At 59.8% G+C, this 23,113-nt stretch carries 16 protein-coding genes and 1 pseudogene; 10 read left to right on the plus strand and 7 right to left on the minus strand.

Annotated elements, in window-relative coordinates; genetic code table 11:
- Positions 1-3 precede the first annotated feature (3 nt).
- Entirely contained in the window at positions 4-999 is a 996-nt protein-coding gene (ubiU, locus tag ABIB18_RS07365; protein WP_046289159.1) for a ubiquinone anaerobic biosynthesis protein UbiU, read from the minus strand.
- A 204-nt stretch (positions 1,000-1,203) separates the two neighbouring features.
- Here ubiU and ubiT point away from each other — a divergent pair, with 204 nt between their 5' ends.
- Both ubiT and ABIB18_RS07375 read left to right on the plus strand, forming a co-directional pair.
- A complete protein-coding gene (ubiT, locus tag ABIB18_RS07370; RefSeq protein ID WP_031375401.1) occupies positions 1,204-1,728 on the plus strand; it encodes a ubiquinone anaerobic biosynthesis accessory factor UbiT in 525 nt (174 codons plus the stop codon).
- Complete coding sequence (locus ABIB18_RS07375) at positions 1,722-2,228, plus strand: GNAT family N-acetyltransferase (RefSeq protein WP_031375400.1); 507 nt, start codon at positions 1,722-1,724, stop codon at positions 2,226-2,228. Before ubiT ends, ABIB18_RS07375 begins: the two co-directional genes overlap by 7 nt.
- Here the strand turns inward: ABIB18_RS07375 and ABIB18_RS07380 are convergent.
- Positions 2,212-2,511 (minus strand): GIY-YIG nuclease family protein, encoded by a 300-nt coding sequence (locus ABIB18_RS07380; RefSeq protein WP_031375399.1) that lies wholly within the window; start codon positions 2,509-2,511, stop codon positions 2,212-2,214. The two genes, ABIB18_RS07375 and ABIB18_RS07380, sit on opposite strands and share 17 nt — an antisense overlap.
- An 85-nt stretch (positions 2,512-2,596) precedes the next feature.
- Between ABIB18_RS07380 and ABIB18_RS07385 the strand changes: the two genes are divergently transcribed.
- Positions 2,597-3,037, plus strand: a complete 441-nt coding sequence (locus ABIB18_RS07385) for a YhbP family protein (protein ID WP_031375398.1) — start codon at positions 2,597-2,599, stop codon at positions 3,035-3,037.
- 34 nt (positions 3,038-3,071) lie between these two features.
- Here the strand turns inward: ABIB18_RS07385 and ABIB18_RS07390 are convergent, their stop codons facing one another.
- Positions 3,072-3,593, minus strand: coding sequence for a type 1 glutamine amidotransferase domain-containing protein (locus ABIB18_RS07390; protein ID WP_031375397.1), 522 nt, complete (start codon positions 3,591-3,593; stop codon positions 3,072-3,074).
- A gap of 144 nt (positions 3,594-3,737) precedes the next feature.
- On the opposite strand from ABIB18_RS07390, the gene ABIB18_RS07395 reads away from it, so the two are divergent.
- Positions 3,738-4,373, plus strand: a complete 636-nt coding sequence (locus ABIB18_RS07395; RefSeq protein ID WP_089561311.1) for an NAD-dependent epimerase/dehydratase family protein — start codon at positions 3,738-3,740, stop codon at positions 4,371-4,373.
- Here ABIB18_RS07395 and nrdG read toward each other — a convergent pair.
- Both nrdG and nrdD read right to left on the minus strand, forming a co-directional pair.
- Positions 4,365-4,832 (minus strand): anaerobic ribonucleoside-triphosphate reductase-activating protein, encoded by a 468-nt coding sequence (nrdG, locus tag ABIB18_RS07400; protein ID WP_046289161.1) that lies wholly within the window; start codon positions 4,830-4,832, stop codon positions 4,365-4,367. The genes ABIB18_RS07395 and nrdG overlap by 9 nt on opposite strands.
- On the minus strand, positions 4,829-6,964 hold the full coding sequence (gene nrdD, locus ABIB18_RS07405) for an anaerobic ribonucleoside-triphosphate reductase (RefSeq protein WP_031375394.1): 2,136 nt from the start codon (positions 6,962-6,964) through the stop codon (positions 4,829-4,831). The genes nrdG and nrdD overlap by 4 nt, the downstream gene beginning before the upstream one ends.
- A 249-nt stretch (positions 6,965-7,213) precedes the next feature.
- Here nrdD and ABIB18_RS07410 point away from each other — a divergent pair, with 249 nt between their 5' ends.
- Positions 7,214-9,619 (plus strand): beta-N-acetylhexosaminidase, encoded by a 2,406-nt coding sequence (locus tag ABIB18_RS07410; RefSeq protein ID WP_354473896.1) that lies wholly within the window; start codon positions 7,214-7,216, stop codon positions 9,617-9,619.
- A gap of 30 nt (positions 9,620-9,649) precedes the next feature.
- On the opposite strand, the gene galR is transcribed toward ABIB18_RS07410, so the two are convergent.
- Positions 9,650-10,654: an HTH-type transcriptional regulator GalR gene (gene galR, locus ABIB18_RS07415; protein WP_069728801.1), complete on the minus strand. Its 1,005-nt coding sequence runs from the start codon at positions 10,652-10,654 to the stop codon at positions 9,650-9,652.
- Positions 10,655-10,846: 192 nt separating this feature from the next.
- On the opposite strand from galR, the pseudogene ABIB18_RS07420 reads away from it, so the two are divergent.
- Positions 10,847-13,119: pseudogene (locus ABIB18_RS07420) on the plus strand (molybdopterin guanine dinucleotide-containing S/N-oxide reductase).
- A gap of 279 nt (positions 13,120-13,398) precedes the next feature.
- A complete protein-coding gene (locus ABIB18_RS07425) occupies positions 13,399-15,126 on the plus strand; it encodes a penicillin-binding transpeptidase domain-containing protein (RefSeq protein WP_031375393.1) in 1,728 nt (575 codons plus the stop codon).
- A 17-nt stretch (positions 15,127-15,143) separates the two neighbouring features.
- On the opposite strand, the gene ABIB18_RS07430 is transcribed toward ABIB18_RS07425, so the two are convergent.
- On the minus strand, positions 15,144-15,503 hold the full coding sequence (locus ABIB18_RS07430) for a hypothetical protein (RefSeq protein ID WP_069728803.1): 360 nt from the start codon (positions 15,501-15,503) through the stop codon (positions 15,144-15,146).
- 99 nt (positions 15,504-15,602) lie between these two features.
- Here ABIB18_RS07430 and ABIB18_RS07435 point away from each other — a divergent pair, with 99 nt between their 5' ends.
- From ABIB18_RS07435 to ABIB18_RS07445, 3 genes are read left to right on the plus strand one after another with little or no spacing between them, the layout of a single operon-like run.
- Complete coding sequence (locus ABIB18_RS07435) at positions 15,603-16,817, plus strand: efflux RND transporter periplasmic adaptor subunit (protein ID WP_354473897.1); 1,215 nt, start codon at positions 15,603-15,605, stop codon at positions 16,815-16,817.
- On the plus strand, positions 16,814-20,014 hold the full coding sequence (locus tag ABIB18_RS07440; protein WP_354473898.1) for an efflux RND transporter permease subunit: 3,201 nt from the start codon (positions 16,814-16,816) through the stop codon (positions 20,012-20,014). Before ABIB18_RS07435 ends, ABIB18_RS07440 begins: the two co-directional genes overlap by 4 nt.
- The gene (locus tag ABIB18_RS07445; protein ID WP_354473899.1) at positions 20,011-23,112 is read left to right on the plus strand and encodes a multidrug efflux RND transporter permease subunit; all 3,102 of its coding nucleotides are present in this window, start codon (positions 20,011-20,013) and stop codon (positions 23,110-23,112) included. Before ABIB18_RS07440 ends, ABIB18_RS07445 begins: the two co-directional genes overlap by 4 nt.
- Position 23,113 lies beyond the last annotated feature (1 nt).

A 23,113-nucleotide genomic window follows, 5' to 3' on the forward strand; every position in this document is an offset into this window, starting at 1 on the left:
TCCTTATTGCCATTCACGGTGATAGGCACCCAGCGTGGTCTGCGTTCCTTCTGAGAGATCGCCCAGCGTCTTCATCCACTCTGGCGTCACGCCGAAATGTTCCGGCTGTGCCTTACAGCGATCAATTGCCTGACGCCAGACGCGCGCCACGTCAGCCACGTAAGCCGGGCTGCGCTGGCGGCCTTCAATCTTCACCGAGGCGATGCCGGCACGCAGCAGCTCCGGCAGCAGCTCCAGCGTATTGAGGCTGGTGGGCTCTTCCAGCACGTGATAGCGCTGATCGTTAACCTGATAGCGACCTTTGCATAAGGTGGGATAGCCCGCGCTTTCGTCAGGCGCATAGCGATCGATCAGCACCTCATTCAGACGTGACTCCATGCCCTGTGGCGTCTGCTGCCAGCGCACGAACTTCGCTGGCGAACAGGCACCGGCGCTGTTGGGCGATTCACCGGTCAGCCATGAAGAGAGGTAGCAACGTCCTTCAGCCATAATGCACAGGCTGCCGAAAGCAAACACTTCCAGCGGCACCGGGGTTGAGCGGGCGAGCTGTTTTACCTGATGAATTGACAGCACGCGCGGCAGCACCACGCGGTGTAAGTTGAAGTGTCGATGGTAAAAACGAACCGCCTCAAGATTGGTGGCGGAGGCCTGCACCGACAGATGGCGTTCAACCTGCGGATAGCGGGATGCGGCATATTCCAGTGTGGCAATATCCGCCAGAATCAGCGCATCTGCACCGTTTTGTGCCGCCACGTCAATCGCCCGCTGCCAGCGTCCCATGCCGTCCGGATGGGCAAAGGTATTGATCGCCACATGCAGTTTACGCTGATGCTGATGCAGATAGCGCGCGGCCTCAGCCAGCTTTTTATCGGTGAAGTTCAGGCCCGCAAAGTGGCGCGCATTGGTGTCATCTTTCAGTCCCACATACACGGCATCGGCGCCATTCTCTACGGCGATGCGCACTGCGGGTAAATTTCCTGCCGGGCAGAGCAGTTCCATCGGTAATCCTCTCGACATGCAGATGGGCAACGAGTCTAGGCATCTGCCGACGGGCAAACGTTGATTTGGGGCAGTGAAATTCCAATTGATCATCGCCGATGATGTTTTTTTAATCGACCGTCAGCGGTTTTTATTGATCTCAGAGGAGGCGCGCAGAAAAGGATGTGGCAATATACGTAAAATTTTCTGAAGGGAGTGAAGAAAGTGTTAGAGCGGTTACATGCCCATATTGTGAAAAAGGCGCCTGAAATCTTAGGCTTACCCGCAGCGCTAACCCCATTCCCGGTTAAAAAGTTGCTTTTGCAACAACTCCTAAACTGGCAATTTCGCCATGCTTTGGCCGAAGGTGAGTTAGACTTTCTCGAAGGACGCCTGCTGGGGATAGACATTGCGGATGTCAGTCTGCAATGGATCACGACGATGCAGGATGGCCGACTGGCGGTATTGCAGCACGCCGAAGCGGATGTCTGGTTTCGGGGCAATGCCAATGACTTGTTGCTGGTGGCAGCACGCAAAGCAGATCCCGACATGCTGTTCTTTCAGCGCCGTCTGGCGATTGAAGGCGACACCGAGCTGGGACTGGAGGTGAAGAACGTAATGGATGCTATTGAACTCGACGCCATGCCCACCGCATTACGCACGGCAATTCAGCAGATGGCGAATTTTGTTGAAGCCGGAATGAAACAGGACGCGAAGGCCACACAGGCGCGCGCGGGTGTTGCATGTTAATACGTACCGAGATTGGCGTTGATGCCGCGGGCATCGACAGTTTGCTGAGGCGCTGTTTCAGCACCTCAGCCGAAGCTGAACTGACCCAGGCGTTACGTGAAGATGGCCTGCTGACGCTGGGCGTGGTAGCGACCGACGAGGAAGGACAGGTGCTGGGCTATGCCGCATTCAGTCCGGTTAGCGTACAGGGCGACGATCGCAACTGGGTCGGACTGGCCCCGCTGGCGGTGGACGAAAGCCTGCGCGGTCAGGGCATTGCGAAACAGCTGATTTATGAAGGGCTGGATACGCTGAATGAGTTCGGCTATAGCGCAGTCGTGGTACTGGGCGATCCGGCGCTGTTTAACCGCTTTGGCTTTGAGCCTGCTGCCCGCTATGGCCTGCACAGCCGCTGGCCCGGTAGCGAAGCCGCTTTCCAGGTCTACCGTCTGGCGGATAATGCCTTCGACGGTGCCGAAGGGCGCATCGAATACGCTGAACCCTTTAACCGTCAGCCTTAACCGGCGTACCCAGCCAGCTTTCCAGACTAACCGGCTGGCTCGCCACCAACAGTAATTTCTGCTGGCGGGTCAGTTGCTTCACCTGATACTCCAGTCTGGAGGCGCTGGCGCGATCGCCCGCCTCACAGTGAAACACCAGATCCAGCGGGCCTTTGCCGCGCAGCGACCGGGCGCCGCGTCCACGCTGATGCTGATCCACCCGGCGCGGAACGTCGGTGGTGATGCCGGTGTAGAGGCTCCCTTTCGCCGTACGGACGATGTAGAGTTGCCAGCGCTGACTCATCGTAATGGATTCCATAAAAACAGTGCCGGGCAGTGTAGCGCGCTTCGCCGCCTGTCGCTATCCGGTGCGCCGTCAGGAGATCACCTTGTCCGACCATGCCCATCTGGTTCGCTACCTCAGAAAACAACACGTCCTTTCCCTCTGCTGCACCGCCGATGATGAGCTGTGGTGCGCCAACTGTTATTACGTCTTCGACGAAGCACGCATGGCGTTCTGGATCATGACGGAGCCGGATACCCGTCACGGCCTGCTGGTGATGAAAAATCCGCAGGTGGCGGGCACGGTGAACGGCCAGCCCAGAAGCGTGTTGCTGATCAAAGGCGTGCAGTATCGCGGCCATATCGTGCGGCTAAGCGACGAGGCAGAGCACGTGGCGCGCAGCGCCTACCACAAGCGATTTCCGATTGCGCGTAAGGTGTCCGCACCGCTGTGGGAGATTCAGCTGGATGAAGTGAAGATGACCGATAATGCGCTGGGCTTCGGCAAGAAAATTGCCTGGGTACGGCAAGAGGTAAGGCAGGATTAGCGGCCCCTCTCCGGCAGGAAAGGGGCGCAGCGGGTTAAATCGCTTCGAGGATCCGCAGAGATTCGCGATTAAACGCCGGCAGATCGTCAGGCGTCCGGCTGGTGACCAGCTTATCGTCGTCAACCACCACTTCTTTATCGTGGAAGTCAGCACCCGCGTTTACCAGGTCAATGGCAATCGCCTTCACGCTGGTCATCTTGCGGCCACGTACGCCATTGGCGCTGATCAGCAGCTGTGGGCCATGGCAAATCGCAAAGATAGGTTTGCCGCTGGCGACGAATTCTTTGGTAAACGCGACAAAGCGATCGTCGCCGCGCAGGGCATCCGGTGAATGACCGCCGGGCAGCAGCAACGCATCAAATTCGGCCGGGCTGACATCATCGATGCTGCGATCGATGGTCACTTCCGCTTCGCCTTGTTTCCCTTTGACCACGTTACCCGCTTGCTTCTCGATGGTGATTACCTCAAAGCCAGCGCCTTTGTAACTTTCGGCCGGTGAGGTAAATTCTGAGTCTTCAAATTCATCGGTAATCAAAACCGCAACTTTCTTGCTCATCTTTTCCTCCTTAAACGGTGGAGCGCGGGATGCGCTTTCCTGATTAATGTATTAAGCCTGGACGCTCCATGTCAGAACGCAAGCCAGGCCGCGTAGATCAGCTATCTTTTAACCTGTGAGCAGTGAAATAAGGACGAATCTGAAATGAATCGCGTATTACTGACTGGGGCCACCGGATTAGTCGGATCGCATCTGCTGCGCTTACTGATTGAGGACCCGCGGGTTGATGAAATTATTGCGCCGACCCGGCGGGCGTTACCCGCGATGCGCAAGGTGGTTAATCCGGTTGAAGCGGATCTCACCGACGTGCTCGGGCCATTACAAACCTCGCTGGATACGGTGTTCTGCTGTCTGGGCACTACCCGCAAGCAGGCGGGCAGCAAGCAGGCCTTTATCCACGTCGATTACACGCTGGTGGTCGACAGTGGCCTGAGCGGACTACGTTTAGGGGCGAAGCAGATGCTGGCGATCAGTGCGCACGGTGCCAGTCGTCACTCGCCGTTTTTTTACAATCGGGTCAAGGGTGAGATGGAAAATGCACTGCGGCATCAGGGCTGGCCGCGGCTGACGCTGGTGCGGCCCTCGTTACTGCTGGGCGATCGGGCGCAGACGCGCCGAGGAGAGAGTCTGATGGCGCCGCTGTTTGGCCTGCTGCCGGGCAACTGGCGTTCAGTCACCGCGCGTGACGTGGCGCGCTGTCTGCATCAGCAGGCCTTTACGCCGGGCGGCGACAGCGTGACTATCATCGAGTCAGGAGATATTCCACGTCACTCAGCGTAGCTGCCAGATACGCTGATTGCGGCTGCCACGCCACAGCAGCCGGAGATCTTTCTCGGCCTCGACAAAGCGGCCATCAATCAGCACGTCGAGATAGTCCAGCACCTCGCGCTGGGCACCATTCAGCTCCTGCATCCGGTAACCGGTCCACAGCCAGATATCTTTATCGGGGCACGCCTGCCGCACCCGTTTCACCAGCCGGCGAATGTGCGGCACGTTATGCGGATGCAGCGGATCGCCGCCGCTCAGTGACAGTCCCTGACGCGGGATGCGGGTATCCTGCAAATCTGCCAGCAGTTGCTCTTCCATCGCCAGGGTAAAGGGAACGCCCGAATCGAGCCGCCAGGTACTCTGGTTGTAGCAGCCGCGACACTGATGTTCGCAGCCTGCGACAAACAGGGTACAGCGCGTGCCCGGCCCGTTCACAATATCCACATCGTAATAGCGATGGATACGCATCATCCCAGCGGGCCCTCGAGATGTTTCACCCGACGCTGCACTTCCTGCTGTTTACCGGCGTTGAAAGGCCGCGCGTCCGGGCTGCCAAGATAGCCGCAGACCCGGCGGGTGACCGAGACGCGGGCCGGATCGTGGTTGCCGCACTGCGGACAGGTAAAGCCGCGGCTGGTGCAGGTAAACTCGCCGTTGAACCCGCAGTCGTAGCACTCGTCAATCGGGGTGTTGGTGCCGTAATAGGGCACGCGGTCATAACTGTAATCCCAGACATCTTCCAGCGCCTTCAGGTTGTGCTGGATGTTGGGGTATTCGCCGTAACAGATGAAACCGCCATTCGCCAGCGGCGGATAGGGCGCTTCAAAATCAATTTTGTCGTACGGATTCACCTTCTTCTCGACGTCGAGATGGAAGCTGTTGGTGTAGTAGCCTTTGTCGGTGACGCCGGGCACCACGCCAAATTCCGCTGCATCAAGCCGGCAGAAGCGATCGCACAGATTTTCACTTGGGGTGCTGTAGAGGCTGAAGCCGTAACCGGTCTCGTCTTTCCAGCGATCGGTCGCGGCGCGCAGATGGGCGATAATCTCCACCCCTTTGGCGCGCAGAGCCGCATCATCATACGGATGATGCTGGCCGCCGCTTAGCGCGTTCAGGGTTTCATGCAGGCCGATATAACCCAGCGACAGTGAGGCGCGGCCGTTGCGGAAAATCGGTCCGATTTCATCATCGGCGTTCAGGCGAACGCCACAGGCCCCTTCCATATAAAGGATCGGTGCCACCCGCGCTTTGGTTTTCTCCAGGCGCGCCACGCGGGTCATTAATGCCCGTTTCGCCAGCAGCAGACGTTGATCCAGCAGTGACCAGAAGCGCGTCTCGTCACCCGCCGCCTCCAGGGCGATACGCGGCAGATTGAGGCTGATTACCCCGATATTGTTGCGGCCTTCATGGATTTGCTCGCCATCCTCTTCATACACGCCGAGGAAGCTGCGGCAGCCCATTGGCGTCTTGAATGAACCGGTGACCTTTACCACCTGATCGTAATTGAGAATATCGGGATACATGCGCTTACTGGCGCATTCCAGTGCCAGCTGCTTGATGTCGTAGTTAATGTCGCCTGCGCGCCGGTTGACCCCTTCACGAATGCTGAACACCAGTTTAGGGAACACCGCGGTTTTGCGGTTCTTGCCCAGACCGGCCAGCCGGTTACGCAGAATCGACTGCTGGATCAGCCGGGCCGCCCAGTCCGTGCCCAGCCCAAAGCCAAAGGTGACAAACGGCGTCTGACCGTTGGCGGTATGCAGGGTATTGACCTCGTACTCCAGCGACTGGAAGGCGTCGTAACACTCTTTTTCGGTGCGCTGCTGCGCGTATTGCTCCGCCTCAGCGATCTGCCACTCCACGGCGATGGCGTGATGCCGGCGGTAGCTCAGTTCAACAAACGGGGCGAGCACCTCATCAATCCGGTTAATGGTGGTGCCACCGTAGATATGGCTGGCGACCTGAGCGATGATCTGCGCAGTAACGGCGGTCGCGGTGGCGATCGATTTTGGCGGCTCAATCTCGGCATTGCCCATTTTAAAGCCGTTGGTCAGCATCCCTTTCAGATCGATCAGCATGCAGTTAAACATCGGGAAGAAGGGCGAATAGTCGAGATCGTGATAGTGGATCTCGCCGCGCTCGTGGGCCAGCACCACATCACGCGGCAGGATCTGCTGCTGTGCATAGTGCTTCGCCACGATCCCGGCCAGCAGATCGCGCTGGGTCGGGATCACTTTGCTGTCTTTATTGGCATTTTCGTTCAGCAGAGCAGCATTGGTCTGATCGACCAGCCCGCGAATGGCGTGATGCAACTGGCTCTGGCGATCGCGTGCGACGTCACGATCGTGGCGATATTCGATATAGGTCCGGGCCAGCTGCGGATAGGGACCGGCCATCAGCGTCTCTTCAACCGCACACTGGATCTCGCGGATGTCGACTTCCTGACGGTCGGCCAGCAGCGTACTGACACGCTGCGCCACCTGCGCGCACCAGGCCGCATCGTCCACCTCTGCCGCGCGCGCGGCAGCGGCCACAGCTTGCTGAATACGTTGTGCATCAAAGCCTGTCCGGCATCCATCACGCTTAATCACTACCGTCGCCATTATCCCTCCAGAGACTACATATGGGTATTCGCAGGATTCTAATCCCTACATGTAGTGATTGTTGCGAATTATTCCACCGAATTTTGACCTGAAACAAGGAAGGGCGAAGCGGGCAGAAAAAAGCGTCGGATGTTAACTATTTCGCCTTCAGTTCAAATTTCTTAATGGATTAACTTGCTTAACTGCGCGAAACAACTTTAATCAGGGTTTACCCGTGATAAGTCATTGACTCTACAAGGATGCCCGCCAATGTGGTTACGCCGTTCTCTGATTGCTGGTTATGGTGCGATAAGTTGCGTGATGAGTGTGGCGCTGGTCTCACCCGCGCTGGCTGAAAAGCTTCCCTTAATGCCCTGGCCGCAGCGGGTTGAACAGCCAGCCAGCGGCGGGACGCTGAGCCTGACGCCGCAGCTAACACTGCAGATTACCGGCGATCATCTGGCGGGGGCCGAGGCGCGCTGGCTGGAACGCATCGCTAATCAGACCGGCTGGCCGCTGTTGCCCGCCCGCCAGCCGGTGGCACAGCCAACCATCCGTATCGTGATTGATAAAGCGGTCGATCCGCTGCCGCAGCCCGACAGTGATGAACGTTATCACCTGCAAATTGATGGCAGCGGCGTACTGCTCAGCGCCCCCAGCCGGTTCGGCGCGATGCGCGGCATGGAAACCCTGTTGCAGCTGATTCAGAACGGCGATCGGGGCACCACCCTTCCTTACGTGACCATTGATGATCAGCCGCGATTCCCCTGGCGTGGAATATTAATCGACAGTGCTCGTCACTTTATGCCGATTGAAACCCTCAGGCGGCAAATTGATGGCATCGCTGCCGCCCGGATGAACGTCTTTCACTGGCATCTGACCGACGATCAGGGCTGGCGCTTTGCTTCCAGCCACTATCCCCAGCTCCAGCAGAAAGCCAGCGATGGCCGCTATTACAGCCAGCAACAGATGCGTGAACTGGTGCAGTATGCCGCCGATCGCGGCGTGCGGGTGGTGCCGGAGCTGGATCTGCCGGGCCACGCCTCGGCGCTGGCGGTGGCGATGCCGGAACTGATCAGCGCGCCGGGTCCCTATCAGATGGAGCGTGGCTGGGGGGTGTTTAAACCGCTGCTCGATCCCAGCAATGAGCAGGTCTATCAGGTGATCGACACTCTGGTGGGTGAAATGGCGGCGATCTTTCCCGATCCGTGGCTGCATATTGGCGGCGATGAGGTCGATCCGACCCAGTGGAACCAGTCTCCGCACATCCAGCAATTTATGCGCGATCGCGGGCTGAAAGATGCCCATGCTCTGCAGGCCTGGTTCAACCAGCGGGTTGAGAAGATCCTTGAGAAGCACCAGCGTCAGATGGTCGGCTGGGATGAGATCGCCCATCCCGATCTGCCGCGCAGCATTCTGATCCAGTCGTGGCAGGGCCAGGATGCGTTGAGCGAGGTCGCCAAAGAGAACATGCGCGGCATCCTTTCCACCGGCTTCTATCTCGATCAGCCGCAGCCCGCCAGCTATCACTACCGCAACGAAATCTATCCGCAGGGACTCAACGGCCAGGATAAGCTGCAGCCGGGCGAGCAGGCGCAAAGCTGGGCATTCACCCTGCCGCGACTGAAAGGCAGTCCGGTGCAGGGCAGTTTTACCCTGATTGAGGGGCAGCAGGGCTGGCGTGGCTTTATCGACTTTGCCGGCAAAGCGCGGCGGATGGTCAGCCAGATCGACTGGCTATCGACGCAACAGGTGCGTTTTCAGGTCGACAGCTGGATGGGGCCGTTGCAGCCAGTGGTGACGCTGCAACCGCATACGCAGGCGCTCAGCGGCTATGTGCTGGTGGGGAACGTGCGGTATCCGGTCAGCGGCAAAAAGCTGGCGCAGGCACCGGCCGGGATTGCGCCCACGCTGCCGACACCGCAGCAGATGCAGCAAAACCTGCTGGGCGGTGAGGCGGCGCTGTGGGCCGAGAATATCAACAGCCAGATTATCGATACCAAACTGTGGCCGCGCGCCTTTGTGGTCGCCGAGCGTTTGTGGTCCGCTCAGGATGTTACCGATAGCGATGAGATGTATCAGCGGCTGGCGGCGATGGATCGCTGGAGCAGCGTCTCTGTCGGCACTCAGCAACACGCCCAGGCGGAACGTCAGATGATGCGGCTGGCCAACCGCAGTGATATCGCGCCGCTGCAGGTGCTGGCCGAGGTGCTGGAACCGGCGCAGTACTATACCCGCCAGCATGTGAAGTTTCAGGCCGGCCATTATGATTACCATGAGCCGTTAAACCGGCTGGCGGATGTGTTGCCCGCCGAGAGTGAGGCGGTGCGTCAGCTGGAACATCAGGTTAGCGCGCTGATCGCCAATCGCACCGATCCAACGGCGGCAGCGGCGATTCAACGTCAGCTCCAGCGCTGGCAGGCTAATACCGCCCAGGTGATGCCACTGCTTAATGCTAACTACCTGCTGAAGCCGCTGGCCCACAGTGCGCAACAGGTGGACGCGTTGAGTCGGATGGGGATTTCGCTGGTGAATGCCTGGGCCCGCAACCAGGCCTTTGGGGCCAGCGAAGTGGCACAGATGCACGCCACGCTGGACGCGGCGGCAGAGGTGCAGGATGAGACGGTGATTGCGCTGGTCAGGCCGCTGGAAACGCTGCTGCGCGCCTTTAAGTAGACGGGCGCGGCCTGAACCGGCCGCGACCCATTATGATGCCGGACCGCTGACCGAATGGCGGCGCACCAGCGTCGGGCTGAACATGTGGGTTACTTCCGGCAGTGGCTGGTCATTGGCCAGCGCCAGCGCCAGTTCGGCGGCCTGCTGCGCCATGGTGACGATGGGATAGCGCACGGTGGTAAGGCGCGGACGCACGTAGCGTGATACCAGCACATCGTCGAAACCGATCAGCGACATCTCCTCTGGCACGCGGACGCCATTATCGCTCAGCACCGCCAGCGCGCCGGCGGCCATTGAGTCGTTGTAGCAGGCGACCGCAGTGAAATTTTTACCGCGTCCCAGCAGTTCGGTCATCGCCGTTTCGCCGCCCACCTCATCCGGTTCACCCCAGGTCACCAGCCGATCGCTGCACGGCAGGCCGTGCTCTTTCAGCGCATCGTAGTAACCCTGCAGGCGATCTTCGGCATCGGAAATGGTGTGGGTCGAGCAGATAAAGGCGATATTCTGGTGACCCAGCTGGATCAGATGGCGGGTCGCCAGCCAGGCGCCGTAGCGATCATCGAGCGCAATACAGCGCTTTTCGAAGCCTTTGATCAGCCGGTTAAGCAGCACCATACCCGGCACCTGTTTCATTAACAGTTCCAGTTCTGCATCCGGTATTTTCTTGGCGTGCACCACCAGCGCTGCGCAACGGTGGCGCATCAGTTGTTCAATCGCCTGCCGCTCTTTTTGCTCATTGTGGTAACCGTTACCAATCAGCAAAAAGTTGCCGGTTTTTCCTGCAACTTCATCGACCGCTTTGACCATCGCGCCAAAAAACGGGTCCGACACATCACCGACAATCAGCCCGAGGGTTTCGGTCGACTGCTGCGCCAGCGCGCGTGCATTGGCGTTTGGATGATACTGAAGTTGCTCCATTGCCTGGCCGACGGCCTGGCGCGAGCTGTCGCTGGCCTTGGGAGAATTATTGATTACACGGGAGACTGTGGCGACAGAAACGCCAGCCAGTCGGGCAACATCCTTTATGGTAGCCATGCGTTTACCTGCTTCCGGGGAAAACGTTTACACATCGCATCAGTGTTACGGAAAAGGGCCGCCACATCAAGCCAGCAGAATGCCAGCGTCGTCGCAAAAGAGGGCGAAATCGGGCCGTCCGGCACGCCTTCTGCTGAAGTGGCACGCCATGCTATGCTGATTATCCCCAAATCTCTGCCGTGAAAAACAACGATGAAAACCAAAGTGCCACACCTGGCGCACTGGGGCGCCTTCACCGCCGTCACTGAAAACGATCGCCTGATTGGCTGCGAGCCTTTTTTCGCCGATGCCGATCCGTCCCCGATGATCCACACCCTTCCTGAACTGGTCTACTCCGATAAGCGTATCCGCCAGCCGATGGTGCGTCGCTCGTGGCTGAAGTCACGTGAAAACAGCGATCGCACGCTGCGGGGCCGGGAAGATTTTGTGGCGGTGACTGGGACACCGCGCTCGACCTGGTGGCGGATGAAAACCGCCGTATCCGCGAGCGCTACGGCGCATCGGGCATTTTCAATGGCTCATACGGCTGGTCATCAGCCGGACGGGTTAACCATGCCCGCACCCTGATCCGCCGCTTCTATTTTCAGGGCGGCGGCGGCGTCGACCAGCAGGGCAACTACAGCTGGGGCGCGGCACAATTTTTCCTGCCTTATGTCATTGGCACCTATATGCCGCTGACTGGTCGCGTTACTGACTGGCCGGAAGTGGTGGAACATGCAGAGATTTTTGTCGCCTTTGGCGGACTGGCGCTGAAGAACGCCCAGGTCGCGTCGGGCGGAGCCGGGCAGCACAGCCTGAAACCGGCGCTGCAGCAACTGGCGGCCAAAGGCACGCCGGTGATTAATATCAGCCCGATGCGCGATGACTGCCCGGCCTTCCTCAACGCCGAGTGGATCCCGATTCGCCCGAATACCGACGTGGCGCTGATGCTGGCGCTGGGTTATGAGATTACCCAGCGCGGCGCGGTGGACGAGGCGTTTCTCGCCAGCCACTGCACCGGCTGGCCGCAACTGCGCGCCTACCTGCTGGGCGAAGCGGATGGCGTGGCGAAAACCGCCGGCTGGGCCAGCCGTATCACCGGCATCCCGGCCGATCGCATCGTGCAACTGGCGCAGCAGCTGATCGGTAAACGCAGCTTTATCACCTGTTCCTATTCGGTTCAGCGCGCCCATCGCGGTGAGCAGCCGTACTGGATGATGATCGCCCTGTCATCGATGCTCGGTCAGCCAGGGCTGCCGGGCGCGGGCTTCTCCTTCGGTCACGGGTCGATGAACAGCGTTGGCAATCCGCGCCAGGACGGCCCGGCACCGATGATGAATACCGGACCCAACCCGTCCGGCCTGTCGATTCCGGTGGCGCGTATCAGCGATATGCTGCTCAATCCCGGCCAGCCTTACACCTTCCAGGGCGAGACGCTGCACTATCCTGACATCCATATGGTGCACTGGGCGGGCGGGAATCCGTTCCATCACCATCAGCAGCTCAACCGGCTGGTGGCGGGCTGGCAGCGGCCTGACACCGTCGTGGTGCAGGACATTGTCTGGACCCCGGCGGCGCAGATGGCCGATATCGTGCTGCCCGCCACCACGACGCTGGAGCGCAACGACATTGGCGGATCGTCACGCGACCGCTTTGTGCTGGCGATGCATCAGGCGATCAAACCGCAACATCAGGCGCGCAACGACTTCGATATCTTTGCCGATCTGGCGGAGCGTCTTGGCTACCGCGACACCTTTACCGAAGGACGCAACGAGATGCAGTGGATTGCGCATCTCTATCAGCAGTGTGCCGTGGCGCACCAGCGCAAAGGCATCAGCTTCCCTGAGTTTGAGGCGTTCTGGCAGCGCGGCTTTGTTGAGATCCCCGAGGGCGGCAAACCTTACGTGTTTATGGATGCTTTCCGCGCCGATCCGCAGGCCAATCCGATCAACACCGCCAGCGGCAAAATCGAGCTGTTCAGCCAGACGATTGCCGACTACCAGCTTGACGATTTTGCCGGCCATCCGGAGTGGCGCGAGCCGCAGGAGTGGCTGGGTGCGCCGATCAGCCGCGACTATCCGCTGCATATGATCTCGATCCAGCCTGCTGACCGGCTGCACAGCCAGCTGGATGGCACCGGCACCGTGCAGGGCAATAAAACCGCCGGTCACGAAACGCTGTATATGCATCCGCTGGATGCGGCGGCGCGTGGCATCGTGGACGGTGACGAAATCGAGGTGAGCAATGCGCGCGGCGTGATGCTGGCCGGCGTCCGGCTGACCGAAGGGCTGACCCAGGGCGTGGTGATTATCGCCACCGGTGCCTGGTTTGATCCCGGTTTCGGTCAGGCATGGCAGCCCTACGATCGCGCCGGTAATCCCAACGTCCTGACGCTCGATATCGGCACTTCGTCACTGACCCAGGGACCTAACGCCATGAGTTGTCTGGTAGAAATCAAAAAACATCCGGATTGCAAAATAGCGTAAGGATCTCATAGCCAGTTACACTTTGCCGGTAACTGTTGCGTTTGAGCGATGGCAGCCGATCGAGCCCGCTTGCTACAGTCAGGGTCCCAGAGGTATTGATGGGTGAACATCAATAGATTTTCTTGATTACACCAACCTGCGCAGATGCGCAGGTTTTTTTTGCCCGGCATTTAGCGGCCGATAACGAACTGATACACAGTTTTCCTGTTAACCGGTCAGCGCTTTCTTTATAACTGCTCAATTAAGCCCTCTTTTATCTCTTTAGCGCAGCGGATTGCCATGCCCCGGATTAAAAAACTACTGGGAAAAGACCAGATTAAAGCCCCGTTTAACCCTTTTCGCTTCCGTCTTATCTGCCTTGGTGTGCTGGCCTGCATGGTGGTATTGCTGGCGCGCGTCGCGGACCTGCAATTTCTCAACCAGCCGATGCTGGAGCACGAAGCCGATCAGCGCTCGCTGCGCACCGTCACGCTGCCAACCAGCCGTGGCACATTGCTGGATCGCAACGGCGAAGCACTGGCGCTCAGCGTACCGTCACGCGACGTGATCGCCGATCCGTTACGTGTGCTGGAGAGCAACCCCGACTTCACCAGTGCAAAATGGGCCTATCTGGCTGCCGCCCTGAATACCCGGCCGGAGTTACTGGCGGCGCAGATCACCGCCAATCCAAAACGCCGCTTCCTCTATCTGGGACGTAAAATCGAACTGGGTATCGCCAAAGATATTAAAGAGCTGAAGCTGAAAGGCATCAGTGAGGTCTACGACGACAGCCGTTTCTATCCGATGAGTGAAGCGTCTGCGCCGCTGATTGGCATCGTCGGTGCCGATAATGTCGGCCTGAACGGGCTGGAGAAGGGCTTTGACAAGGTGTTGCAGGGCGAGCCGGGTAAAGAGGTTTATCGCCAGGACGCTGCCGGCAATATCATCGCGATGATCAACTATCAGCCGCCGACGCAGCCGCCGACGGTGCAGCTCAGCATCGACAAATACGATCAATACACCCTGTACAGCAAACTGCGCGACGGCGTGCTGATCAACAAGGCGGACTCCGGTGCGGCGGTGCTGGTGAAAATCGACACCGGCGAGATTCTGGCGATGGCTTCCTATCCGTCGTTCAACCCCAATAACTACGATGGCGCCACGCCCGCCCAGATGCGAAACGCGGCGATTAACGACAGTTACGAACCCGGTTCGACGGTGAAGCCGCTGGTGGTGATGGAAGGGCTGGAGCGTCATCTGGTGCGGCCGGACTCGGTGATTGATACCACGCCGTACCGGGTCAACGGCCACCTGATCCGCGACGTTGGCCACTGGCCGCGCCTGACCATGACCGGCATCCTGCAGAAGTCGAGTGACATCGGCGTGTCGCACATTGCGCTGGCCATGCCGGCTGAAGCGCTGGTGAATACCTATCATGCGTTTGGCCTCGGTAAACCGACCGGCCTGGGCTTAACCGGCGAGAGCGTCGGTTACTTCCCGCTGCACCGCACCCGCTGGGCGGACATCGAACGGGCGACCTTCTCCTTTGGTTACGGCCTGCGCGTCACGCCGCTGCAGATTGCACGTGAATACGCCACCCTCGGCTCTTACGGCGTCTACCGTCCGCTGTCGATTACCCGGGTCACCCCGCCGGTGCTGGGCAAGCAGGTAGCGAATCCGGAAACGGTGAAAGAGGTGGTACACATGCTGGAGAGCGACGTGTTGCCGGGCGGGACCGGGGTGAAAGCTGCGGTGCCGGGCTATCGTCTGGCGACCAAAACCGGTACCGCTGAGAAGATGGGCAACAGCGGCAAATATGATGGCGGCTACGTCAACTATACCGCCGGTATCGCGCCTGCCAGTCATCCGGAAGTGGCGCTGGTGGTGATGATTAACCATCCGACCGCTGGCGATCACTTTGGTGGCTCGGTAGCGGCGCCGGTATTCGGCAACATCATGGGGCCGGTACTGAAGCACATGAACATCGCGCCGGATGCCATTTACAGCGCTACCGCAGCGAACAACTAAGATAAATCTTAGAAAAATCAGAGTGTAAGTGCGGCGAGGGAGATATTCACACCTCGTTGCATTTCCCCGAATTCGGTTGCGTTTTCCCTCTGTTGCTGCGGCACGAAACAGTGCGAGGATAGAGGTCCCAGAGGTATTGATGGGTGTGAAAACAACACCGCTTCGGCAGTGATTACCCTGTTATTGCACCAACCCACGCAGATGCGTGGGTTTTTTTTTGCCTGCGTCAGGCCGCGCGCGTCGTCCGTGTTTTCCCGCCTGCGCGTGCCGTCAACATCATCATTGTTCTTAACGAAACCCTTACCTTTTGCCGATAGAAAGGCGCGTAACATTTCGCCGATAATGCCCGCCGTGAAGCCCCGGCTGGTGGTTTTCATGCTGGCGAATTCGCGGCAGCGCCATCAGCCACTGCAGGTGGCTCACTTCATATTCCGCACCCTCCGGGATGTTCTTTTTCTGTTTATCTGAAGAGTTCGATGATGACTCACCACTCACGCTCCGCGCGTTCCGGCTGGCTGAAATGGCTGCTTTTATTGATTGTGGCGGCGACCATCGCTGGTGTGGCCTGGCGTCTGTTGCCCCTCGGCAAAGCACCGGACGGGGCGATGCCGCCTGGCGGACGCGGTGCGCCCGGCAGAATGGGCGGCGGCGCGACCCTGGTACACAGCGGCGTCGCGACCCGTGCCGATGTGCCGGTCTGGCTGAATGCGCTCGGCACGGTGATCCCCAACGCCAGCGTGACGGTCACCAGCCGGGTCGATGGTCAGCTGCAACAGGTCTTCTTCACCGAAGGTCAGAAGGTCAGCGCTGGTCAGCTGCTGGCGCAGATCGATCCGCGCAGCTACCAGGCGACGCTGAATCAGTATCAGGGCGAACTTAATCAGAATCAGGCGCTGCTGAAAAGCGCCGAACTGACGCTGGCACGCTACCGCAAGCTGGCGGCGCAGGACTCGCTGTCGCGCCAGGATCTGGATAGCCAGATCGCCACGGTAGGGCAGTATCGCGGGGCAGTCGCCGCCGATCAGGCGCAGATCGCCAGCGCCAGACTGAGTATCGAATATGCCCGCATCACCGCGCCGATCGCTGGTCGGGTCGGACTGCGTCAGGTCGACCCGGGCAACATGGTACAGACCTCCAGCAGCACCGGCCTGGTAACCATCACCCAGATGCAGCCAGCGGCGGTCACCTTTAGCGTGCCGCAGAGCGAAATCCCGACGCTGGTGAGCGCCCTGCATCAGGGCCAGAGCCTGCCCGCTACGCTGTTTGACCAGGATAACCAGCATCTGCTCGCCAACGGCGAGGTGAAGTACATCAGTAACCAGATCGATACCGCCACCGGCACCGTAGAACTGAAAGCGCTGTTCGCCAACCAGGATGAGTCGCTGTTTGCCAACCAGTTCGTCAATCTGCGGCTGCAGACCCGGGTGCTGAAAGGCGTAACGGTGATCCCGGCTCAGGCACTGCAATTAAGCAGCGACGGCAGCTTTGTCTTCGTCATCAATCAGGACAACAGCGTCACGCGTAAAGCGGTCACCACCGGTCCGGCGGTTGACGACGATCATCAGGCGATCCTCAGCGGCGTTGCGCCAGGCGATCGGCTGGTCACCGAAGGAATCGATCGGCTGACTAACGGCAGCAAGGTTTCACTGGCGGATGAGACGCCTGCACCGGCAAGCGCTGAGGCCAAATGAATCCGTCACGGCTGTTTATACTGCGTCCGGTCGCCACCATCCTGCTGATGGTCGGCGTGCTGATTGCCGGCATTTTTGCCTATAAGTTTCTCTCCACCTCGGCGTTGCCGCAGGTCGACTATCCGACCATTCAGGTCACCACGCTCTATCCCGGTGCCAGTCCGGATGTGATGGCGTCGTCGGTGACCGCGCCGCTTGAGCGCCAGCTGGGCCAGATGGCCGGACTGAGTCAGATGACCTCCGCCAGCGCCAGCGGCTCGTCGGTGATTACGCTGAAATTCAGCCTCGATCTGTCACTGGATGTCGCCGAGCAGGAGGTGCAGGCTGCGATTAATGCCGCCGATAGCCTGCTGCCTGACGATCTGCCCAATCCGCCAACCTATAAAAAGGTTAACCCGGCGGACAGCGCGGTGATTACGCTGGCGGCCAGTTCCGACACGCTGCCGCTGACGCAGGTGCAGGATCTGATAAATACCCGGGTGGCGCTCAAGCTGTCGCAGATTTCTGGCGTCGGGATGGTGACGCTGGCGGGCGGACAACAGCCGGCGATTCGGGTCCGGATCAACCCGAAAGCGCTCGCTGCCCACCATCTGACGCTGGAAGCGGTCAACACGCTGATTGGCAACAGCAACGTCAACGGCTCCAAAGGCGGCTTTGACGGCAAATATCACTCGGTAACCATTGATGCCAACGATCAGCTGCGCACCGTCGCTGAGTACGGCAACCTGATCCTCAGCTATGAGAATGGCGCGGCGCTGCGGCTGAAGGATATTGCCCTCATTGAGCAGGGGCCGGAGAACAGTTTTCAGTCGGCGTGGGCCAATAATCGGCCAGCGATTGTGATCAACGTGCAGCGTCAGCCCGGCGCGAACGTGATTCAGGTGGTGGACAACATCAAGGCGCAGCTGCCGGTGCTGCAGGCGGCGCTGCCGGATGGGGTGAAGATGACTATCCTGTCCGATCGTACCCAGACCATTCGCGCCTCGATCAGCGACGTGCAGTTTGAACTGATGCTGTCGATTGCGCTGGTGGTGATGGTGACGTTCCTGTTCCTGCGCAACGTGGCGGCGACGCTGATCCCCAGCGTGGCGGTGCCGCTGTCGCTGATTGGGACCTTCGGCGTGATGTATCTGGCGGGCTTCAGCCTCAACAATCTGTCGCTGATGGCGCTGACCATCGCCACCGGTTTTGTCATCGACGATGCGATTGTGGTGGTCGAGAACATCTCCCGGCGGCTGGAGCAGGGCGAATCCCCGCTGGAAGCGGCGCTGAAAGGATCACAGCAGATTGGTTTTACCATCATCTCGCTGACCTTTTCGCTGATTGCGGTGCTGATCCCGCTGCTGTTTATGGGTGACGTGGTCGGGCGGCTGTTCCGCGAGTTTGCCATCACCCTGGCAGTGGCGATTCTGGTGTCGATGGTGGTATCGCTGACCCTGACGCCGATGCTGTGTGCTTATCTGCTGCGCCACATTCCACCAGAGCGGCAGTCCACTTTTGCCCGCAAAGGCGGCGTGCTGTTTGATCGCCTGATTGGCGGCTATGACCGGCTGCTGACGGTGGTGCTGAACCACCAGAAACTGACGCTGCTGGTGGCGCTGGCGACGGTAGCCCTGACCGCACTGCTCTATCTGGTGGTGCCGAAGGGCTTCTTCCCGACTCAGGATACCGGTCTGATTCAGGGAGTGACCGTCGCGTCGCAGGATGTCTCTTTCAGCGCGATGGCCACCCGGCAGCAGGCGCTGTCGGCACTGATCATGAAAAAACCGGCGGTGGAAAGCGTCTCCTCGATCATCGGCATTGATGGCACCAACAGCAGCCTTAACAGTGGCCGCCTGCAGATCAACCTCAAGCCGTTTGCCGCGCGTGACGTCAAGGCGGATGAGGTGATTAAACAACTGCAGCAGGCCACCGCCGGCGTGACCGGGATTCAGCTCTATCTGCAACCGGCGCAGGATCTGACGGTTAACGATCAGGTCTCACCGAGCCAGTATCAGTTCACACTTGACGACGCCGACAGCGAGAACCTGGTGAAATGGTCACCTGCGCTGGTGGCGGCCCTGCAGCAGCGGCCAGAGTTTAACGGTGTAGTGAGCAACCTGCAGGATCAGGGACGTGTCGCCTTTGTGGAGCTGAACCGCGACAAAGCGGCGCGCTACGGCATCACGGCGGCGGACGTGGACACTGCGCTTTACAACGCCTTCGGTCAGCGGCTGGTGTCGACCATCTTCACCCAGTCGAATCAATATCGGGTGGTGCTGGAAGTCGCGCCCGCCTGGCAGCAGGGTCCGGCATCGTTTGATGATATCTATCTGCAACCGTCCGACAGCACGGACAGTTCGGACAGTTCGGATAGTTCGGACAGCAGCACGACAACCTCCGGCAGCAGCACCGCTTCGACCACCAGCACCACGGCCAGCAGCGGGATGGTAAAACTGACCTCAATTGCCACGATTCACCAGCGAACCGGCGCGCTGATGCACATGCGGCTGAACCAGTTCCCGGCGGTGATGATCTCCTTCAACCTCAATCCCGGCTATTCGCTGGAGCAGGGGCAACAGGCGATCGCGGCAGTGCGGCAGCAGCTTGCGCTGCCGGAGAGCATTACGCTGCGCTATCAGGGGGAAACCTCGGCGTTCCAGAGTGCCACCAGCAACACGCTGTGGCTGATTCTGGCGGCGCTGATCACCATGTATGTGGTGCTCGGCATTCTGTATGAAAGCTTTATCCATCCGGTCACCATCCTCTCGACGCTGCCGTCGGCGGCGGTCGGGGCGCTGTTGACGCTGCTGCTGGCCGGCACCGAATTCAGCCTGATTGCGCTGATTGGCGTGATCCTGCTGATCGGCATCGTCAAAAAGAACGCGATTATGATGATCGACTTTGCGCTGGAGGCGGAACATCAGCAGCATCTCAGCCCGCGGGAGGCGATCCATCAGGCCTGCCTGCTGCGCTTCCGGCCGATTCTGATGACCACCATGGCGGCGCTGCTCGGCGCACTGCCGCTGATGCTGGCGTCCGGGTCTGGCGCAGAACTGCGTCAGCCGCTGGGGCTGGTGATTGTCGGCGGACTGATCGTCAGTCAGGTGCTGACGCTGTTCTCCACGCCGGTGATCTACCTGTGGTTTGATGCGCTGGCACAGCGCGGCAAGCGCTGGGTGAAACGTCGTCAGCAACCGGCGCGGAGCGGACAATGAATCTGACCCGGCTGTTTATCTTCCGCCCGGTGGCGACGCTGCTGCTGACGCTGGCGATTCTGCTGCTCGGCGTACTCGGCTATCGTCTGCTGCCGGTCGCGCCGCTGCCGCAGGTCGATTTCCCGACCATCATGGTCAGCGCCAGCCTGGCCGGTGCCAGTCCGGAAACCATGGCGGCGACCGTCGCCACGCCGCTGGAGCGTTCACTCGGACAGATTGCCGGTATCACCGAGATGACCTCCAGCAGCTCGCAGGGTTCCAGCAGCATCATTCTGCAGTTTGAACTGGATCGCGATATCAACGGCGCGGCGCGTGACGTGCAGGCGGCGATCAACGCGGCGCGCAGCCTGCTGCCGAGTGCGATGGCGTCATTGCCGACCTACCGCAAAGCCAATCCGTCCGATGCGCCGATTGTGATGCTGGCGCTGACCTCTGCCACCCGCACGCCCGGTGAACTCTACGATCTGGCCGAGAGCAAAATCGAACAGGCGATGGGCCAGGTTAACGGCGTGGGCGAAGTCTCGCTGATGGGCAGTGCCCTGCCGGCGGTGCGGATTAATCTGCAACCGCTGAAGCTGACCCACTATGGTATTTCGCTGGATACGGTGCGCAGCGCGGTGGCGAACAGCACCACCAATCTGCCCAAAGGCGTGCTGCAGGGCAGCGGGCAGTCATGGCTGGTCGACAGCAATGGTCAACTGGATAAGGCGGCCAGCTATCGCGATCTGATCGTCAGCTATCAGCAGGGCAAAGCGGTGCGGCTGCACGATGTCGCCACGGTTTACGACTCGGTGGAAGATCGCTATCAGGCCGGTTTTCTCAATGCCACGCCCTCGGTGATGATCGGCATCAAGCGTCAGGCAGGCGCCAACATGCTCGACACCATCGACGCCATAAAAGCGCAGTTGCCGCAGCTGGAAAAAGATCTGCCGGCGGATACGCAACTGCGCATCGTCGTCGACCGCTCGCCCGGCGTGCGCGCCTCGCTGTATGACACCGAAGAGACGCTGCTGATTGCGGTATTGCTGGTGATCGCGGTGGTGTTTGTTTTTCTGCGCAATCTGCAGGCGGTGATCATTCCGGCGCTGGCCTTGCCGGTATCGCTGATCGGCACCTGCGCGGTGATGTATCTGCTTGGCTACAGCCTCGATAACCTGTCGCTGATGGCGCTGATTATCGCCACCGGTTTCGTGGTTGACGATGCGATCGTGGTGCTGGAGAACATTACCCGCCACATTGAGCGCGGGTTGAGTCCGCTGCGGGCGGCGCTGCGCGGGGCGCAGGAGGTGAGTTTCACCGTACTGTCGATGACCATCTCACTGATCGCGGTGTTTATTCCGATCCTGCTGATGGGCAGCATCGTCGGACGACTGTTCCGCGAATTCGCCGTTACCCTCACCGTGTCGCTGCTGATCTCGCTATTTGTCTCACTCAGCCTGACCCCGATGCTCTGTGCCCGGCTGCTGAAGCCGAAACCGCCGCTCAGCCAGCGGCCGCACCCGCTCTACCAGGCGATTGAGAACCTGCTGAATCGCCTGCTGGCCGCCTACGCGCGCGGGCTGGCGTGGGTGATGCGTCATCAGAAACTGACGCTGCTCAGCCTGCTGCTGACCGTGCTGCTCAACCTGTTTCTCTATTCGGTGGTACAGAAGGGCTTCTTTCCGAATCAGGATACCGGGCTGTTGATGGGCGCACTGCGCGCCGACCAGAACATTTCATTCCAGGCGATGAAGCCGAAGATGCAGATGTTTACCAAAATCATCGAGGCCGATCCGGCGGTAGAGAGCGTCATGTCGTCGATGGGCAGCGGGATGTTCGGTGCGCGCAACAGCGCCAACTTCTTTGTCCGGCTGAAAGATTTCGATCAGCGTGATGCCACCGCCACCGAAGTGGCGAACCGGCTGAGCCGTAAAACCAGCCAGCTGGCTGGCGCACAGATGTTCCTGATGGCGGCGCAGGACCTGCACATTGGCGGACGCAGCGCCAACGCCACTTATCAGTACAGCTTACAGGCTGACGATCTCGATCTGCTGCGCAGCTGGACGCCGAAAGTGCAGGCGGCGCTGGCGGCGATCCCCCAGCTCAACAGCGTTGATTCGGATTCGCAGACCGGCGGCCAGGAAGTGGAACTGACCATCGATCGTGATCGCGCCACCCGGCTTGGGGTCAACGTGCAGATGCTGGATACGCTGCTGAATAATGCCTTCAGCCAGCGGCAGATCGCCACGCTCTATCACACCCTGAATCAGTATCACGTGGTGATGTCGTTGCAGGATAGCGACACCGCCAATCCGGCGATGCTGCAACAGCTGTATGTGATTAACGACAGCGGCGATCGTATTCCGCTGTCGGCCTTTACCCGCTTCAGCGGCGGCAACGCCCCGCTGGCCGTGACGCATCAGGGCCAGTCCGCCACCAGCACCGTGGCCTTTAACCTCAATGATGGCGTCTCGCTCGAGCAGGCGCAGGGGTTGATCAAGCAGGCGATGGCGAAGCTGGGCCTGCCCGCCACCATCCAGGCCGGTTTTGCCGGGACGGCCGCCGCCTTTTCTCAGCTCACGGCCACCATGCCGTGGCTGATTCTGGCGGCGCTGGCGGCGGTCTATATCGTGCTCGGCGTGCTGTATGAGAGCTATATCCATCCGCTGACCATTCTGTCGACCCTGCCGTCAGCGGGCGTCGGCGCGCTGTTACTGCTGCTGCTGACTAACACCCAGCTGACGGTGATCGCGCTGATTGGCATCATTCTGCTGATCGGCATCGTCAAAAAGAACGCCATCATGATGATCGACTTCGCCATCAGCGCCGAAAGAGAGCAGGGCATGACGCCGCAACAGGCGATTACCCAGGCCTGTCTGATGCGCTTCCGGCCGATCATGATGACCACGCTGGCGGCTTTTTTTGGTGCCTTACCGTTGGCACTTGGCAGCGGCGGCGATGCCGATCTGCGCAGTCCGCTCGGGATCGCTATCGCGGGTGGTCTGGCGCTCAGCCAGCTGCTGACGCTGTTCACCACCCCGGTTATTTATCTGTGGCTCGATCGTCTGAGCCGTGCCACTCAACGTCAATGGCGTCGTCTGCGCCATGCGGAATCCTGAT

The sequence above is a fragment of the Pantoea sp. UYEF8 genome (genome assembly GCF_040546285.1).
Classification (GTDB): Bacteria; Pseudomonadota; Gammaproteobacteria; order Enterobacterales; family Enterobacteriaceae; genus Pantoea; species Pantoea brenneri.

What these genes read in the sequence shown, in the direction of transcription:
- ubiU (WP_046289159.1), bottom strand. Translation starts at nt 999, where the DNA reads ATGGAACTGCTCTGCCCGGCAGGAAATTTACCCGCAGTGCGCATCGCC.
- ABIB18_RS07375 (WP_031375400.1), top strand. Translation starts at nt 1,722, where the DNA reads ATGTTAATACGTACCGAGATTGGCGTTGATGCCGCGGGCATCGACAGT.
- ABIB18_RS07430 (WP_069728803.1), bottom strand. Translation starts at nt 15,503, where the DNA reads ATGAAAACCACCAGCCGGGGCTTCACGGCGGGCATTATCGGCGAAATG.
- ABIB18_RS07390 (WP_031375397.1), bottom strand. Translation starts at nt 3,593, where the DNA reads ATGAGCAAGAAAGTTGCGGTTTTGATTACCGATGAATTTGAAGACTCA.
- ABIB18_RS07445 (WP_354473899.1), top strand. Translation starts at nt 20,011, where the DNA reads ATGAATCTGACCCGGCTGTTTATCTTCCGCCCGGTGGCGACGCTGCTG.
- nrdG (WP_046289161.1), bottom strand. Translation starts at nt 4,832, where the DNA reads ATGATGCGTATCCATCGCTATTACGATGTGGATATTGTGAACGGGCCG.
- ABIB18_RS07395 (WP_089561311.1), top strand. Translation starts at nt 3,738, where the DNA reads ATGAATCGCGTATTACTGACTGGGGCCACCGGATTAGTCGGATCGCAT.
- ABIB18_RS07435 (WP_354473897.1), top strand. Translation starts at nt 15,603, where the DNA reads ATGATGACTCACCACTCACGCTCCGCGCGTTCCGGCTGGCTGAAATGG.
- ABIB18_RS07425 (WP_031375393.1), top strand. Translation starts at nt 13,399, where the DNA reads ATGCCCCGGATTAAAAAACTACTGGGAAAAGACCAGATTAAAGCCCCG.
- ABIB18_RS07440 (WP_354473898.1), top strand. Translation starts at nt 16,814, where the DNA reads ATGAATCCGTCACGGCTGTTTATACTGCGTCCGGTCGCCACCATCCTG.
- ABIB18_RS07410 (WP_354473896.1), top strand. Translation starts at nt 7,214, where the DNA reads ATGTGGTTACGCCGTTCTCTGATTGCTGGTTATGGTGCGATAAGTTGC.
- ABIB18_RS07380 (WP_031375399.1), bottom strand. Translation starts at nt 2,511, where the DNA reads ATGAGTCAGCGCTGGCAACTCTACATCGTCCGTACGGCGAAAGGGAGC.
- nrdD (WP_031375394.1), bottom strand. Translation starts at nt 6,964, where the DNA reads ATGGCGACGGTAGTGATTAAGCGTGATGGATGCCGGACAGGCTTTGAT.
- galR (WP_069728801.1), bottom strand. Translation starts at nt 10,654, where the DNA reads ATGGCTACCATAAAGGATGTTGCCCGACTGGCTGGCGTTTCTGTCGCC.